Below are 16,597 nucleotides of genomic sequence, written 5' to 3' on the forward strand. Positions count from 1 at the left end.
AATTATTACTTGAATATTTGTTCTAATGAATTAGCCAGAAACAGTTTACAGTTCATCCAGGTATGGCCACCATCAACTATCAAAGGCTTGATTTTGATTCCTTTTTCTTCAAACATCGCGATGTTCTTCTTCACACTTTCGTACAGGAAATCATCTGTACCCACGCTTATAGTGAAAAGTTTAAGCTGTTGATTGATCTTTGATGCATCAGGAGACCAATTGTCGAAGTTTTTCCTAAACTCTTCGGTTGCAGTAAACGGAGCATACGAACAGATGTAAGCAAATTTATCAGTGTTGGTAAAACCAATGTTCAGCGTCTGACCTCCTCCTACCGAAAAACCGGCAACGGCTCTGCCCGAGCTATTTTTATCCACAGGGTAATTTTCCTCAATGAAAGGAATGATATCATTGATTACATCTTTTGTAAAATCAGGCATCGGAGCCGGACGCACATTTCCGTAGGGCATCACGATAATCATCTTTTTTGCTTTCCCCGCAGCGATAAGGTTATCAGCAATGAGATTGGATTTTCCCACCTTTGTCCAGGTTTCTTCAGTATCTGACCCACCATGAATCAAATACAAAACAGGATATTTGGTTTTTCCGCTGGCGTCAAAATTTGGCGGCGTATATACCAGAAGCTGTCTTGTTACACCCAAAGTTTTTGATTCATAGTATTGATATGAAACTTTTCCATGTGGCACATTTTGAAGAGAATGAACCAAAGGTTGGTCCCCGGGAACATCTACAATGCTACGCTTAAACCGCTCATTGGCAAAAACATAAGTATTATTTGGGTCTTGTACCCCCACACCGTCAACCACAAAATTATAGGGATAAATGTCCGGCTTAATTGCCGGAACAGTTATGCTCCAAATACCTGTGGTATCTTTTTTTAAATCAACCGGTTCCTTTAAAAATTCACCTGAAAGTTTGACTTCTTTGGCTGTTTTGGAGAAAAACCTAAAAGTTACACTTTTGTCAGGATGAACGTCAGGTGAACTGATGGCCGGTGGCCTTTGGGCAATGATTTCCTTCGAAAGAAATATAGATATGAATAAAAACAGTATCCGTATTTTTAATTTTTTCATGGTCATTTAAACAATACAGGTAAAGTTTCGTTCAGATATTGCTTCACATTCATCCAGGTATGTCCGCCAGGGATAGCAAAAGTTTTTACATTAATTTTTTTCTCCTTCAGGTAATTTTCCCATTCGGTAGTGCCTTTATATAGAAAATCTTCAGTACCAATGCCTGACCACAGGAGTTTGAAATCTTTGTTGGTTTTGGCAGGATCAGCAGTGATATTAGTGAAATTTTTATCCATTTCGGCAGGAGAAACATAAGAAGCATAACTGCAAACATAAGCAAACTTGTCAACGTTGTTGAAAGCAGTTCTAAGGGTCTGTCCGCCACCTCTTGAAAAACCACCTATGGCTCTGTTATCACGATTAGGAATGGTTCTGTAGTTTTTTTCTACAAAAGGAATTACATGTTTTACAAGATCATTTTCAAAGAGTTTCATACGTTTCAGGGCATCGTCTCCATCGCGGCTCATCACATCTGATGGTTTTTCTTTTCCGGTTTGCTCTGCAATACGTGCCATTGGATTTCCATAAGGCATCACTACGATCATTGGTTTTGCTTTTCCTTCAGCAATCATATTATCCAGCATCAGGTTTACTTTTCCCACTTTCCAGAAAGTCTCTTCGGTATCAGTTGTGCCGCTGATAAGGTAATAAACCGGATATTTGGCTTTTGTATTTTTTGAATATCCCGGAGGAGTATAAATTACAAAAGTTCCGGTGCTACTTTCTACACCTGGATACAATTCATACGAAATAGTACCATGGGGTACATTTTTGAGGGCATAAACTGCTGGTGTATCGCCGGGAATTTCAACAAGGCTACCTTTAAATCGCTCATTTGGAAATAAATAAGTGTTTGAAGGGTCATTAACGGTAATGCCATCTACTTTAAATCCATAGGGATAAATATCCGGTTTTATCGGTCCAAATGTAACCGACCAAACGCCCTCCGCATTTTTGGTCATGGGAACGTTGGCTGCACCAAATTGACCTCCATCCAGTAAAACGTTAGTGGCATTGGGTGCCAGATACGAAAAAGTAACCGATTTGTCAGGATTTACTTTCGGAGAAACCACATAAGGTCCTCTGGGTGGCTGGGCTTGCCCATAAAAAGTCATTAAAACGGAGAATATCACTCCGAGCAGTTTAAGATTGATTTTTTGTTTCATTTTTGTTTCTTTTTTTGATTGAATAAATGTTTATTTAAAAAGTTTTGGAGCGATTACACTGAAATAATTCTTTACGTTCATCCAGGTATGGCCACCGTCAGTAAAGTACTTTTCATATTTAATTCCCTTTTGGTCAAGAAGTCCCATAAATTCGTTATCTACTTTGTAAAGAGGATCTTCTGTACCTACGCCAATCCAAAGTAATTTGAGGTTTTTGGCCGTTTGGGTAGGGTTTTTGAAAGCAAGAGCATGATTGCGTTCAAATTCTGAATTGAGCAAACCTGGAGCAAAACCGCATATATAGGCAAATTTTTCGCTGTGGTTAAAACCCAAATACATGGTAGTACCGCCACCGCCTGAGAAGCCCGCCATGGCCCTGCTGTCTTTGTTGTTGATGGTACGATAGTTTTTTTCTACCCAAGGCATGAGGTTTTCGTAAAAATCTTTTTCAAACACTTGTAGGTTGTCCCAATTGCGTAAACTACCCGACGATTTTGATATAATTGGATATGCTCTGCCATATGGCATTACAATAATCATGGGTTTCGCCTTTCCCTGAGCTATAAGATTATCCAAAATGATATTGGCCCGGCCCACTTTGGTCCAGGTTTCTTCTGTGTCGGTAGTGCCATGTAATAAATAAAGCACAGGATATTTGACATTAGGATTAGTTTCATAACCTGGTGGGGTATAAATTACTACCGGTCTGATTCCCAGTTCAGCTGATTGATAGTAACGATAAGATACCGTTCCATGCGGTACGTTTTGCATGGTATGTACTAATGAAGTATTGCCGGTAATTTCAACCAGACTGCTTTGAAAACCCTCATTGGGAAACAAGACTGAGTTGTTGGGGTCGGCTACTGTTACACCATCCACCGAAAATGAATATGGGTACATATCGGGTTTGATGGGGTTGGTTTTTACACTCCATATTCCCTGGTCATCTTTTTGTAATGTAAGGGCTCCTTTTTCAAACTGCCCGCTGAGTTTTACTTCTTTTGCAGCAGGAGCATAATACCTGAAAGTGACTGAATTGTCAGGATGAACTTCCGGCGAAATAACCGCAGGACGAGGGACTGGTTGGGCAAAACTGCTTACAGTTGCCAAACTGAAAATTGTCAAGAAATTATTTTTGATCTTCATTTGAATATGTTTTTTTGGTTGAATACTAATTATTTAGCCCATTCTTTACCTTCTGATGTCCTTCTCCATTCAAAGTATTTATCCAAAGCTTTTAAAGCATCTTCACTGGGAACAGGTCCCATAAATGCTTTTTGGTTGAAATACATCACTTTGGGATTTTTAGGTGAAAAGGCTTCCCATTTAGGCACCGAATCGCTATTTGGATGACCATATTTCGCAAAATTGGTCCAGTAGGTCATCATCGTTTCCGAAACGGCTTCGTCAGTTGGGGTACGGTTGGGGTCAGCAGGATTAAGTGTACCAAATACAAATGCCACGTCTTGCCCATGAGGTGAGCCATAACCGTGTTTTGGAGTACCAGCCGGATAATCAAGATGTTGATCGAGATAATAATAAAACACCTTTTCTTTGGATGTTTTAGTTTGGAGATTGGCCCAGGCCCAGGTTTGCCAACCAAAAGCAGCGTCACGAGCTAGATCACGTGCGGTTTTTGGAACAGTATTTTCACCAACAGGATAGGCCATTATCAGACTTTCTGCAAATTTACCATAACGTTTTTGTGTGCTTTCAATATAATCTTTTGGGGTTTTTGGAGGTTGAAAACTCGCCCCTTCGTCAGAATTATAACCTATTAAAACAGGCGTATGATTGTATTTGCCTTTTTCATATAAAATGTGTTGGTCGTCAGGAACCACATAACCGTCGACAATCGGCCAGCCTCCAGGCATTCCAAAGCCACCGGGGAGTTTTTCTGCTGGAATCGCTCTCATTTCAGCGAGCGTTTTTGCACCTGTTTTTTGCATGAATTCTACGCCTTGGCTTTCTGCCAAAGATAATAACTTCATATTTTCACCTGGATAAGTAGTAGTTCTATTGGGTCCAAATGAACCGCCACTTTGGGAAATAGCTCCATGGAACAGACCTTTTGCTAAAGGTGAGGCACAAAGCATACTTACGGCAATTCCACCTGCAGATTCTCCGAAAATGGTTACTTTATCAGGATTCCCGCCAAACTGTTTGATGTTTTCTTTAATCCATTTCAAACCGGCAATCATATCCAAAAGTCCGTAATTACCTGAGGTTTTTTGCGATGTTTCTGCACTGAGTTCGGGATGGGCCAAAAATCCCATTTGACCTACCCTATAGGCAATACTTACCAGCACAACTCCTTTTTTGGCCAGATGCTCCCCATTTGATGTAGGGTCGGAATTAGAGCCAAAACTAAAACCTCCACCGTAAATCCACACCAATACAGGGAGATTTTCATTGGCTTTTTGGGCAGGAGACCAAATGTTCAGATACAAGCAGTCTTCGCTTTTGCCTGATGGTGGATTTCCGCCCTGAAATGGAGCAGGGGCAAATTTTGTGGTCTCTTTGACTCCATTCCAACTTAATGCCGGCATGGGGGCTTTCCAACGGAGTTCACCAACCGGTGGGGCAGCAAACGGGATACCTTTGAAAACAGACAAACCGTTCTCAATCATACCCTGCACCATACCTTCTTTGACTTTAACAGGACCGGTGATTTGGCCAAAGCTAAGAAAAGGCAAAATTAATAATGCCAAAAATTTAATATCTATATATTTTTTCATAATTATTTAATTTACAATAAGTTATTTCTTTTCATCCAGTCAAAAAGTGGATCCATCCAGCCTTTATGGCGAAAAATAAAACCATGATCTCCTTTAGGGAAAATGTGCATTTCGACTTCCACTTTGTTTTTTCTGAGGGTTTCGAAATAAGAAATGCTATTATCCACATCGACGACTTTATCATCTGCAGCATGGGTTAGCCAGGCAATTGGTGTATTGGCTTTTACCTGCAATTCATTGGAAAAGAGGTCTTTGTCTCCTTGTGACGGAGTTTTACCAATTAAAGCATCACGAGAACCACCGTGAGTGAGTGCGTCTTGCATGGTGATTACAGGATAAACCAAAATTTGAAAATCGGGTCTCAGGTTGGTATTTTGAGGGTTTTCTATATATGATTTTTCGAAATGTGTTGCTGCTGTACTTGCCAAATGCCCTCCCGCACTAAAGCCTATTACACCGATTTTGTTCTTATCAATTTCGTATTTTTCGGCATTTTCACGCAAATATTTGATAGATTGCTGTACATCCTGTAGCGGCCCGATTTTTTTATCCAGCATGATTTGATCATCTGGCAAGCGATATTTCAGCACAAATGCGGAAATTCCTTTTTCAGCCAGACTTTTCGCAGTTCCCAAGCCTTCACCGTTGTAAACAATTACCCCATAACCCCCACCGGCAATTACAATAACGGCAGTTCCGTTTGGTTTCTCAGGCTTGATGTATTCCAGGGTAGGTATGGTTACATTGCGGTACATGCCACGTTCAAATGTCTCGGCTTTTTCAGTGGGTTTGGCATCAGGCACGCTTTTAGGATAAAGAATTATTTTTTCCTGTGAAAAAGCAGAAAATCCGCAGAGAAGGGCGATGAATATGATAAGTTTTTTTTCCATACTAAAGGTTGATAAAAATATTAATTTTCAATGACTTGTGTATTGTTGTTTGTGAGGACACAAACAACGGCTGACACAAATAAAGGCTGACACAAACAACGGCTGACACAAATTACGGTTGATACAAACAACGGCTGACAAAAACAACGGCTGACACAAACAACGGCTGACACAAACAACTACTGACAAAAACAATGGCACAAACGATGGTACTGACATTGGCACAGCATTTTTTTATTTTTTTGAATATTGTAACAATGCCTCAGCATATCTTTTCCCAAATTCTCTAACTCCTTCAGTAGAAAAATGAAGTTTATCAGGAACAGCAGGAATTCCCTTTGAAGAAACCACTATTGCCTTCGGAATCGATTGCGGAAGTGTAGCAATGATTTCATTATGAACGGCACATCTTCCTCCCTGATCTGCATTAACCACTTCTCCGGCAATTAATGGAATTGAGTTAGGAGCAAGATTTAAATCACTCAATAAGTCATCATATACTTTTTTAACTTTTTCCGGCCAGGTTTTATCTCCCGTATTTGATTCTCCCTGATGCAGCAATATGCCCTTTATAACGCCTTCTTTCTGTGCAATTTTAGCCATTTCTACCAATCTCTCATAAGGATTTCCGCCATAGGAATCCGCCATTTTAATCATCCAGGGCCGTTCAGTTGCCGAGGTATCCAGATAGGTTTTGTATTTTTCTTTATCAAAGATCTCAATTTTACTACCTGCCACAGCCACATGTACCAGCCCCAATGATTGTTTCTTTTTCATTGATTTCAGCATGGTTCTTCCAAAATAATCGGCAGGCGAAAGTCCGGTTTTACATCTGCAAAGAGGTGGCTTGGCAGTGTACCATTTGCCTTTTTCTCTTCCTAACTCAGGGCAATCTAAAGCCTCCAATATTTTGAAACGACTATCAATATCGACTGTATCCTGAGCCTGGATGCGACCGGCTCCTTCCATATTGGACTGCCCAATACACAGGTAAATATGGAAATTCTTGTTTTGAGCAAATGTTTGGAATGTTAAAAAGAACAGTCCGAATACCAATAAATTTCTTTTCATAATTTTAAAAAATTACCAGGTTAACTGAATTAATGAAACACCCTGCCGGGGCAATTCAAAATTTATATTTGTCGTATTATTTTTAATCCTTTTCCATTCGGGAGAACTTAATAACTCTAATTGCCCTGATTTTTCCAGTTCTTTAAATTGTTCCTGAGTCACATTTTGCGGGCGTCCTATTGCTTTCCATTTTTCGAAGGAATTGCTGTGATTCCCGTCTATTCTATAATGGTGGACAAGTGTTTTTCCATTTTTCAATCCATCGATTTTGAGATTTACAGATTGGCTGGTTCCCAACTCATTGAGATCATGATAATTCCAGACCATTATCCAGACTGAATTACCTTCCTTCGAAGCCAATGCATTTACATCGTTTTTATTTCTAACCCCATTTTCAATGATATTCATTACATTAATACCATTTTCAGTATTGACCAAAATCCGTTTCCCTTGCATCAATCCCAGCATCCTGAACACATTTAATACGGGTTTGTCCACACCATTGGTGGCCAGATCCCTGTATCCTGCAAACCATTCCTGATCCTCGAATTCAAACGACCAGCTTACTGCACCTTTGAGGTTTACATTTTGCTGGTCCATCAATTCATAAATTCTCGCAAAAGAAGCAGCCGTATAGCTGGAATACATAGTGCCGTTTCGATAGGCATATTTGGGTTCGCGTTTTTCAGAGCATGCTGCACAGCCTTCAGGGTCACATTCTCCAATAATAACCGGAATATTTTTGAGTTCAGGGTAGGCATTTATCGCTTCAAATCCTCTCTTGATATCTTTGAGCTGAGCCCCCATGTTCATGGTAACTTTCCCATTTATCAGTTCGGGGGCACCTTTTGCATGAAACCCAATGTATTGAAGAGGAGTTCCAGTCTTGCCTGTCGCATAATTTTTGCCTTTAAGACAATGCTCAATAAAACCGGTAAGAAATTGATAACCTTTTTCGTTTCTTGGGCTGGTCGTGTGAGGACCGCCAATGGTACATTCAGGACAAGCTTTTTTTAGACCGTCTGCTGCAAAATCATATAATTTGCAATATTCTTCAAAAGTACCCGACCAATACGGGATGTCGGGCTCATTCCATACTTCCCAAAGCCAGCTTTGCACTTCTTTTTCCCCATACCTTTCTATTGAATGCTTCACCCATTGATACACCAGTTCCCTCCACTTATCGTAATCTTTTGGCGGTGCTGTCCAGCCTGTCCAGAGTTCTCCACCTTTATTCCAATAGTGCTCGTAGGGTTCTGGTTTTGAAGAAAGGTCTTTGGGCATAAACCCGATTTCCATAAGAGGTTTCATTCCCAGATTTACATAAGTGTCCACGATTGAATCTACCGTTTTCCAGTTATAAACCGGCCGACCATAGGCATCTTCTTTATAGGCATCGGTAAATCCCCATTTCAGGTCAGGACCCGGGCTGTTTCCTTTGCTGGTCAGTAAATTATGAGCCCTTACATAAACCGGCACAGGACTGAGTTGCTGTAATTCTTTCAGCAATTTTTTGCCGTTTTCGCGGGTAGTATAATTGGGTTCATCATACCCAAAAAATGCCCAGAAGGGTTTCATTTCCCCAATTGGCTTTTCAGCATTTACATTAATATTCACAACCTGAGCATAGATTGTACTCATTGTAAATGCCTTAATTGCAATCAGTTTTAAAAATCTTCCGGTCATTTTTTGTTTTTTTTTACTTAATCGGTAAATCTAAGATTATTCAAATTTTATCCAATCCACCTCAAATTTCGAATCCGAATTTGACCTCACTATTATATCATTTTTGCCATTTATCTTTCCTTTAGCCTCAATTTTCACCAAACTCCAATCACCCGAAGCAGGAATGGGTTTACTGATTACAGTCTTATTCTTGCCATTTACAATTTCAACTGAAATCTGAGCATTATTTTCCGATAAGTATCTAATAGTCAAATATTTTGATTTTTTTGTAAATGAAACAGAATTGTAACGAATCCAGGAATTTTTACCGGAAAAAACGGTTTTCCAGCCCAAAAATTTATTTGTAGTATCAAGAAAGGCAATTGAAGCATTTTCGGTACTAATCTGGCTGAATCTATCGATTTGGATTTCTGAATTCGCATCGGTTAAACCTATTCCTCTTAAGGTTGGAATTACTTTTTGGATTGTTCCGTCAGGATTAAAAAACAATGAATCGGCCCTTATTGAACGGGCTTTATCAAATGCAGGAGATAAATCATTGTGATGGTAAAAAAGCAACCATTGTCCTTTGAATTGTACGATTGATTGGTGGTTGGTCCAGCATCCGGTGGCCGATTCATTCATTATTACCCCGGCCATTTTGAACGGTCCAAGGGGACTGTCACTCATGGCATATTCAAGTCGCTCAATGGTGTTTTCGACATGTGGGAAAGTAAGATAATACATGCCGTTTCTTTCAAAAACAAATGGGCCTTCTTTAAGTCCTTTTTTAGGTAAATCACCCAAAATCTTAACATCTGAATCCAACTCTGTCATATTTTCTTTGAGTTTGGCACCATAAATATTTCCTGCCGACCAATAAATATAGGCCTGCCCATCTTTGGCAATCATTACACTGGGGTCAATGCCTCTGACTTTAGCAATCGGATTTTCTTCAGGAACAAATGGGCCTGTGGGAGAATCAGCGATGGCTACGCCAATACCAAAACCTCTGCCATATTTTACAGTATCACGGGGAGCTGAAGGGAAATAAAAATAATATTTTCCGTTACGCTTGATACAGTCGGGAGCCCACATGCTATAGCTGTCGGGACGAACCCAGGGCACTTTGTTTTGGGTCACAATAACCCCATGATCTTGCCAATCTGTGAGGTTTTCTGATGAAAAAACATGATAATCTTCCATACAAAACCAACCCATTCTTCCTCGTTTTTCGGTGGCAAGTATATCGTGAGATGGGTACACATAAATTTTGTCTCCAAAAACTCTGGCAGTGGGGTCAGCTGAGAACTGATCCCTGACGATGGGGTTTTGGGCAGATAAACTGACAGCAATAACCGTCATTAAAAAGCTAAATATTGATATTTTCTTCATGGTTGAATATGATTTTAGAATTCAATAATAAATCCATCATTTCCGGCTAATTTTATTTTTATATTTCCACTTGCCGGAATGGAAATATTTGAAAAACTGAATGAAGGTTCATCTTCTACAGGTTTTCCGTTGGCAATGAGTTTTCCGGTTTTCCCTTTCAAAAATCCCAGATTCAGGCTCAGTTCTTTTTCGGTATTTTCCCCATTGATTCCGGCCAAATACCATCTGTTTCCTGATTTGCGGGCTACAACATAAAGTTTTCCGGGGTAACCATCGATAAATTTCACATCGTCCCAGTGATTAGGAAGCTTTCTGAGGAAATTTTTCACTTCTTCGGGCACATGCTTCATTCCTTCGGGACTTTCGGCGTAATGCTGAATTCCTGATAAGAAACAAACCGAAGTGGCCAACTCAAATGCCGCAGTAGTTTTTCGCTTAATTCTGGGAATTTTATAAAGATTCATTGGCGTAAAGTCCATTGGATCATATAAGTTTCTGACCATCGCAGCCATAGTGGAATGCTCGGCCTCTTTATCGGCAGAATGTTGCGAAAATGTAATCATTTCATAGCCAAAAATGGCCTCTGCAGTCATGAAATTGGGGAATGTACGCTGTAAACCACGCGGAAGGGTGGCACCATGGAAATTGATGAGAAGACCATAATCTGCTGCATCTTTCAGGATATCACGATAATATTTCATGAAAGATTGGCCATCTCCTCCAAAGAAATCGATTTTAAGCCCTTTTATCCCCATTGCTTTTAGTTTTGCAAACTCAGCCACTCTGCTTTCATGTGTAAGTAGTTTGTCTTTAGGGGTATAAATTACTGTATTCCAACTTCCTGCAGAATTGTACCAAAGTATTAAACCAACGTTTTTGGTTTTAGCATAATCAGCAAGAATTTTTACCGAATCATAACCCATGAGTTTGTCCCAGGTAGCGTCGAGCAAACAATATTGCCATTTCATATCTGAGGCGAAATCGACATATTTTTTCTGAACATTGAAAACTGTAGAATCATCCTTTTTCAAAATCCAGCTCCAGGAAGATTTTCCTGGATTGATAATAGCAGGATCCATTTTTATTGCAGGTTGAGCCAAATCAGTGCCCAATGTTGATTCCATCACGGTTTTTAATTCGCCTATTGCCAGAATTCTCCATGGACTTTTCCAGGGAAGGGTAGATTCCGGATTCAGCGTTGGAACGCCATCGGTAAATACCTCGGCCGGCTGAGGGAAATTGATGGTGTACTCGCCACTGGGCGAATTTTGCTGCAAAGCTGTACCGCAATAGTTTTCACCAAGGTCAGCTTCAGTGATAGCCACCCAGGCATTTGTGGTTTTAAAAAGTGCCGGATAAATCCAGCCATTTGGACCCGGTGAAGCTTTTCCAACCGGAATATCCAGCTCATAATGAGCCTCATACGATGGATTACTATGCTCCCATCCCGACTGGGCTTCCGCTTTAGGTTGTAGCCATGCTCTGGCTTCAAGAGGGAAGTGGAAACTGGTGTTTTCAGCAGAGATTTTCTTTATGTCAGTTGATTTTTCAGGAAAAACATACCTAAAAGCCACGCCATCGTTTGAAATCCTGAACACAATGTTCATTTTTTGGCCATCCGCATTTATTGTTTCCCAGATACTTTCATTTGCCTTATAAGAAATTTTGCTTTTTTTGGCATTGACCATATTGTAATTATCAATTACCAAAGCAGGTGTTGATATTTTTACAGTCCTGAGGTTTTTTGAGAAATCTCCGTCTTCCCTGGTTATTCCCAGTTGGGAATTTTTCAAGACAGTTTCTCCTTTAAATTTCACAGAGTAACTATTTGATTTCAAGTCACAAATCACTTCCAGTTGCTTATTTGGGCTAAACAAACTGGCTGTGTTTTTTTGTGAAAAGCTCTGAAAAGATAATCCTGAAACTATCAGAAGTAAGAATATGGTTTTGAATATTTTAGGGGTCATATTTCTGTTTTTTAGGAAAATTATTTTGAGATTTTATCTGAAATTCTGAACCAATCAAAATCAGCCATCCCGCCGGTTTGTTTGGTAGCATAGTTGAACAATCCGAATCGGTATCCCATAAAATGCGGGATGGTGTAAGGCATTTTTAAAGGCTCTCCTATTTTTGTCCAAACTTTTCCGTCAAGACTATAGAAAAAATTAGCGGTATCAATTCTGTCATTGAAATTGCATTCTGCTTTAAAAAACACAGTTTTATTTTTCAAAGGAACTCTTTCCAACTCTACAGGTTTTCCGGTATTGGCACTGGTCATCAGGATGTTAGCCTTTCCATTTTCGATTTTTACACCAATCAAACCGAAGTTTTTCTGTAATAAACATAAACCTGCATAGTCTCCTTCTTTCATTTTACTGATGTCGAGCATTGTAGAGCCGCTACTTTGTGGCCCTATGGTTCTTTGAGTTAGCGTATTTTTAGCAAAAACAAAAGCGGTATCAATTCTTCCTGTTTTTAATCTCAGAAATCCATTCCTTTCCGTAACTGACCAAAGTTTGTTATCAGGATTGTGATTCCATTGCCAAACCAGAGGTAGTTTGGGCTCGCCTTTTTTACGGTTAAACTCATCAGAATGTACCAGATTGGGTATCAGACTTTTATTTGAAGGAAGGTTTAGTGTCATTGGAACTTTCCCATTTTCCCCAATTACCGGCCAGCCATCTTTCCATTCTACCGGTACCCAGTAAGGTATGCGGCCCACTCCACCAAAATCGCGGAAAAGGTAAGCAAACCAGTGACCATCAGGAGTATCTATCAGGCCACCCTGAGCAACACCCAGGTCTTGTAGGCCCATTCTGCCTTCCCATGGTCCTGTGATTTTATCGGCCCGGTGAATTACCACTGTTCTCATACCTCCCCGTGGCCAGGTAATATTGAAAAGATAGTATTTGCCATTGATTTTGAATAATTGTGAGCCTTCGGCTTTTAGCATAATATTGGTACCGGCAGGAGCACTTGCATTTTCAATCAGAACCTTTTCTTCAACATTGGGCATAATACCTGAAAGGTCAGGTTTAAGTTCCAGTAAATTCAACTTTCCAACACCGTAAATAAGATAGGTTTTACCATCTTCATCAAAAAACAGGGTATGGTCATGGTAAGCAGGTGCAAACGATTGTTCTTTCCAAGGCCCTTTAATGCTTTTTGAGGTAAAAATGTGTGTTTTGCCAGATGTTGCGGCAAAAGTACTTACTACAAACATTCCGTTGTGGTAACGCATACAGCTTGCCCAGGAGCCTCGGCCGTAGGTACTTTGCCCGTTGTTGAGGTTCATGGCGTCATTGTTGACCAGGGTATCATAGCAATAACTTTCCAGTTTCCAGTTTACCAGGTCTTTTGAGCTCATTATGGGTAATCCTGGGCTTAAATGCATTGTGGTACTGCTCATGTAGTAGGTATCATTAACCCTTACAATCGAGGCATCAGGCACATCGGCATAAATTATCGGATTGATGGCTTTGTTTTGCCCAAAACTTACTGCATTGTTCAGTAAATTAATGATTATCAGCAATATAGAAATTTGCTTACCTGATTTTATAAAACTTGCCATTACAATCCGAGAATTTATAACTTTCAAAAAATTCATTATTTTATTTTATTTACCCCTTCTTTAGTCTGGATGATTTTCTGAATTGTACCATCTTCGTTGTAGTACATGTAGTCAACACATATTGATCTGCGGTAACTACCTCCTGTTGGTAATGTACCGTTGTGATAAAAGAAGTAAGATTTTCCTTTATAATCAATGATTCCGGGATGAGTGGTAAAACTGTTAGGTACGTTTTCCTGAATTATCCCTTTGTATTCCCATGGTCCGGTTGGACTTTTTGACATACAATATTCTATCATTTCGGGTTTAGTACCTGCACTTGCATATACCAGATAGTACCATCCGTTTCTTTTATATACCCATGGACCCTCAATGTAGTGTTTTGGAGTGTCAACTGTAATAGGACCGTCAAGCTCAATCATATTAGGTTTTAGCTTAGCCCATTTCATACTGCCATTTCCCCAATACAAGTATGCCTGACCATCGTCGTCGATCAGAACAGTTGGGTCAATGTCGTCCCAGGCGTGAGGTTTGTCTTTGGTCATTTCGTTGGTAATCAAAGCTTTGCCAATGGCATCTTTAAAAGGTCCAATCGGGCTGTCGGCTACCGCAACACCAATCGCTGCACCACCTTGACTTACATCGGTTTTTTGATGAAAAGTAGAAACAAACCAATAGAATTTACCATCGCGTTCAACACACTGTGCCGCATAAGCGTCGCCGGTTGCCCAGGAGAAAGTCAGGGTTGAAAGTTTCATTCCGTGGTGTTTCCATTTTTTCATATCAGTAGTAGAATAAATATGCCAGTCGGGCATTTTATAGTTTGGAGCAGTTACTGAAGCCGTATCATGTCCGGTGTAAACATAGAGCCTGCCTTTGTGAACCAGTGGTGCCGGGTCAGCAGTAAAGATGTTTTTGAATATCGGATTCTGGGCCTGTAATTTTGGAAATACAAGTAGTCCGAAAAAGAGAATTGCGAGTGAAAGTTTATTTTTCATATGATTGAATAATTAATTTTTGAATTTAAATTTTAAAATACTTAATGACATTGCAGGTGCTTGATAAGCAAAAACTTTTGTGGTTTTGATGATTGTATTTGATGGTTTTATTTTTTCAGGATTTTCAAATGAATTTTCATCGCCATCGGCTCCTTTTAATATTGTTTGGTCTGCTTCCAAAATAAGGTTTTTAAATTTTGAAAGATTAACATTCATGCTTTTATCAGATTGACTATAATTCACCAATTTCAGTATTAATTCACCTGATTTATTGTTTTTTACACAGGAAGCTGTAAGGGTGCTGTCTTTAGTATCAAACGAAACAATATTTTCATAATAAGTATCACCCATGTTGGTGGAAAACAATTTTTGCACATGATAATTGGGAGTAAGAAAATATCCGGAATTATCAAAGAAAATCATGTCGGTACGCCATTGGGTATGGTTTTTCTTTGCAAAAAGTGGAGCGTATGAGGCCAAGCTTACCACATCACCGTTGCGTTCAAGTCCAATCATAAAAGCTGCTTCAGCAATTGCATTTTTTACTTTATTGCCCCATGAGGCATATTCACCCAGATAAACCTTTGATTTGGTGCGATCATAGGAGTCATATCGGTGTAAGTTAGCCATAAACCACTCCGGCTCTTTATAATAGTGCTCATCTACTATACTTACATTGTTTCTATTTGCTATTTTCCATCCTTCTTCAAAGTCTTCTCCATGTGAATCGGGTCCAACTGTACCAATGATTGTAATTTCAGGGTGACGCTTTTTTACTGCCTCTGCAATCATTTTATATCTAACTTCAAACTCCGGAGATGTTTTGTCTTCGTTTCCAATTCCCACCATTTCGAGGTGAAAAGACTCAGGATGGCCAGCTGCTGCTCTGAGTGCTCCCCATTTGGAAGAGACAGGGCCATTTGCCCACTCTATTAAATCCAAAACTTCCTGAATGTATTCGCCCATTTCGGCCATCGGAACAGCACATTGTCCGGTACCTCCTATTCGCCAGGTACCTCCGGAGTTTTGACAACTTACGGCTGCAGGCAATACCGGCAAAGGTTTGGCTCCAATATCTTCACAAAACTGAAAGTATTCAAAATATCCTAATCCGGCTGTTTGATGATATCCCCAAATATTTTTTTGTGCAATACGGGTTTCAACAGGTCCAACTGTATTTTTCCAGCGATACATATTTCCGAGTCCATCGCCATGAGCCAGACAGCCACCCGGAAAACGAATAAATGCAGGTTTCATATCGGCCAAAGCTTGTGCAAGGTCAGGCCGCAATCCATTGGGACGATTTTTGAAGGTTTTTTCAGGAAAAAGAGAAATCATGTCCAATGCAATTTTACCTGTTGATGTGGCCAAAACCACCAGCGAAGCACTGTCATTTGACGCTGAAGCTGTAAGCGTAGCCGTATATTTTTTCCAGTCTTTGCTTTCTACTTTCAGGTGATTTTCGGCTAATATTTCCCCTTTTTTATTTTGTAAAAAAATCGAAATTGCAATAGGGTTTTCAGTAATTAGTCTCGAAAACATGGAGAAATTATAGCTTTCACCCGCCTTTATTACAATATTATCGAAACCGGAGTTTTTCAATCCAACTCCCGGAATTCCCTGATTTTCAGGAATTTTAGAGAATTTTTCAAGAGTCGAAGGTACACCAATATGCTCAATAGTTAAAACCGCATAGTGGGGGTTATTGGGATGAATTGGCTGTGAGGTTTCTACACTTAAACTTCCATAGCTGAAAGCTGGCGTGTAATATTCCCAGGCAGTAAATGGATGCCATGACCGGTTATCGGTGGGACTGTATTCGAATGAACGATTTTGAACCAATTCCGCATATAAGCCACCATCTGCCGAATAGTTGATATCTTCGAAGAATAGTCCGAAAAGATTGGGGCTAATGCTTTTGGAGGCCACTGCATTTTTATTTTGTGCAGTAATATTGAACTGGCAACTAAAATAAAATATCAGAAGCAAGATTTTTTTCATTTGTAAAGGTT

Annotated in this window: 12 protein-coding genes; all 12 read right to left on the reverse strand. The window is 39.8% G+C overall.

Annotated features, from left to right (window positions below; genetic code table 11):
* Window positions 1–5: 5 nt before the first annotated feature.
* The 12 genes from IPP61_20345 to IPP61_20400 all read right to left on the reverse strand — a co-directional run bounded on the left by IPP61_20345 (window position 6) and on the right by IPP61_20400 (window position 16,586).
* Complete coding sequence (locus IPP61_20345) at window positions 6–1,091, reverse strand: esterase (protein ID MBL0327477.1); 1,086 nt, start codon at window positions 1,089–1,091, stop codon at window positions 6–8.
* A gap of 2 nt (window positions 1,092–1,093) precedes the next feature.
* Window positions 1,094–2,257: an esterase gene (locus tag IPP61_20350; protein MBL0327478.1), complete on the reverse strand. Its 1,164-nt coding sequence runs from the start codon at window positions 2,255–2,257 to the stop codon at window positions 1,094–1,096.
* A gap of 30 nt (window positions 2,258–2,287) precedes the next feature.
* The gene (locus tag IPP61_20355) at window positions 2,288–3,403 is read right to left on the reverse strand and encodes an esterase (GenBank protein ID MBL0327479.1); all 1,116 of its coding nucleotides are present in this window, start codon (window positions 3,401–3,403) and stop codon (window positions 2,288–2,290) included.
* A 29-nt stretch (window positions 3,404–3,432) separates the two neighbouring features.
* Window positions 3,433–4,995, reverse strand: a complete 1,563-nt coding sequence (locus IPP61_20360; protein ID MBL0327480.1) for a carboxylesterase family protein — start codon at window positions 4,993–4,995, stop codon at window positions 3,433–3,435.
* 11 nt (window positions 4,996–5,006) lie between these two features.
* Complete coding sequence (locus IPP61_20365) at window positions 5,007–5,885, reverse strand: alpha/beta hydrolase (protein MBL0327481.1); 879 nt, start codon at window positions 5,883–5,885, stop codon at window positions 5,007–5,009.
* A 234-nt stretch (window positions 5,886–6,119) separates the two neighbouring features.
* Window positions 6,120–6,956, reverse strand: a complete 837-nt coding sequence (locus IPP61_20370; GenBank protein ID MBL0327482.1) for a sialate O-acetylesterase — start codon at window positions 6,954–6,956, stop codon at window positions 6,120–6,122.
* 12 nt (window positions 6,957–6,968) lie between these two features.
* On the reverse strand, window positions 6,969–8,642 hold the full coding sequence (locus IPP61_20375) for a beta-xylosidase (GenBank protein ID MBL0327483.1): 1,674 nt from the start codon (window positions 8,640–8,642) through the stop codon (window positions 6,969–6,971).
* Window positions 8,643–8,678: 36 nt separating this feature from the next.
* Window positions 8,679–10,016: a family 43 glycosylhydrolase gene (locus tag IPP61_20380; GenBank protein MBL0327484.1), complete on the reverse strand. Its 1,338-nt coding sequence runs from the start codon at window positions 10,014–10,016 to the stop codon at window positions 8,679–8,681.
* Between the two features lie 14 nt (window positions 10,017–10,030).
* The gene (locus IPP61_20385) at window positions 10,031–11,983 is read right to left on the reverse strand and encodes a glycoside hydrolase family 97 catalytic domain-containing protein (GenBank protein MBL0327485.1); all 1,953 of its coding nucleotides are present in this window, start codon (window positions 11,981–11,983) and stop codon (window positions 10,031–10,033) included.
* A gap of 20 nt (window positions 11,984–12,003) precedes the next feature.
* The gene (locus IPP61_20390; protein ID MBL0327486.1) at window positions 12,004–13,587 is read right to left on the reverse strand and encodes a glycoside hydrolase 43 family protein; all 1,584 of its coding nucleotides are present in this window, start codon (window positions 13,585–13,587) and stop codon (window positions 12,004–12,006) included.
* A 35-nt stretch (window positions 13,588–13,622) separates the two neighbouring features.
* Entirely contained in the window at window positions 13,623–14,585 is a 963-nt protein-coding gene (locus IPP61_20395; GenBank protein MBL0327487.1) for a family 43 glycosylhydrolase, read from the reverse strand.
* A 12-nt stretch (window positions 14,586–14,597) separates the two neighbouring features.
* Entirely contained in the window at window positions 14,598–16,586 is a 1,989-nt protein-coding gene (locus IPP61_20400) for an alpha-N-arabinofuranosidase (GenBank protein MBL0327488.1), read from the reverse strand.
* Window positions 16,587–16,597: the final 11 nt, after the last annotated feature.

This window comes from Cytophagaceae bacterium, from assembly GCA_016722655.1.
Taxonomy (GTDB): Bacteria; Bacteroidota; Bacteroidia; order Cytophagales; family Spirosomataceae; genus Leadbetterella.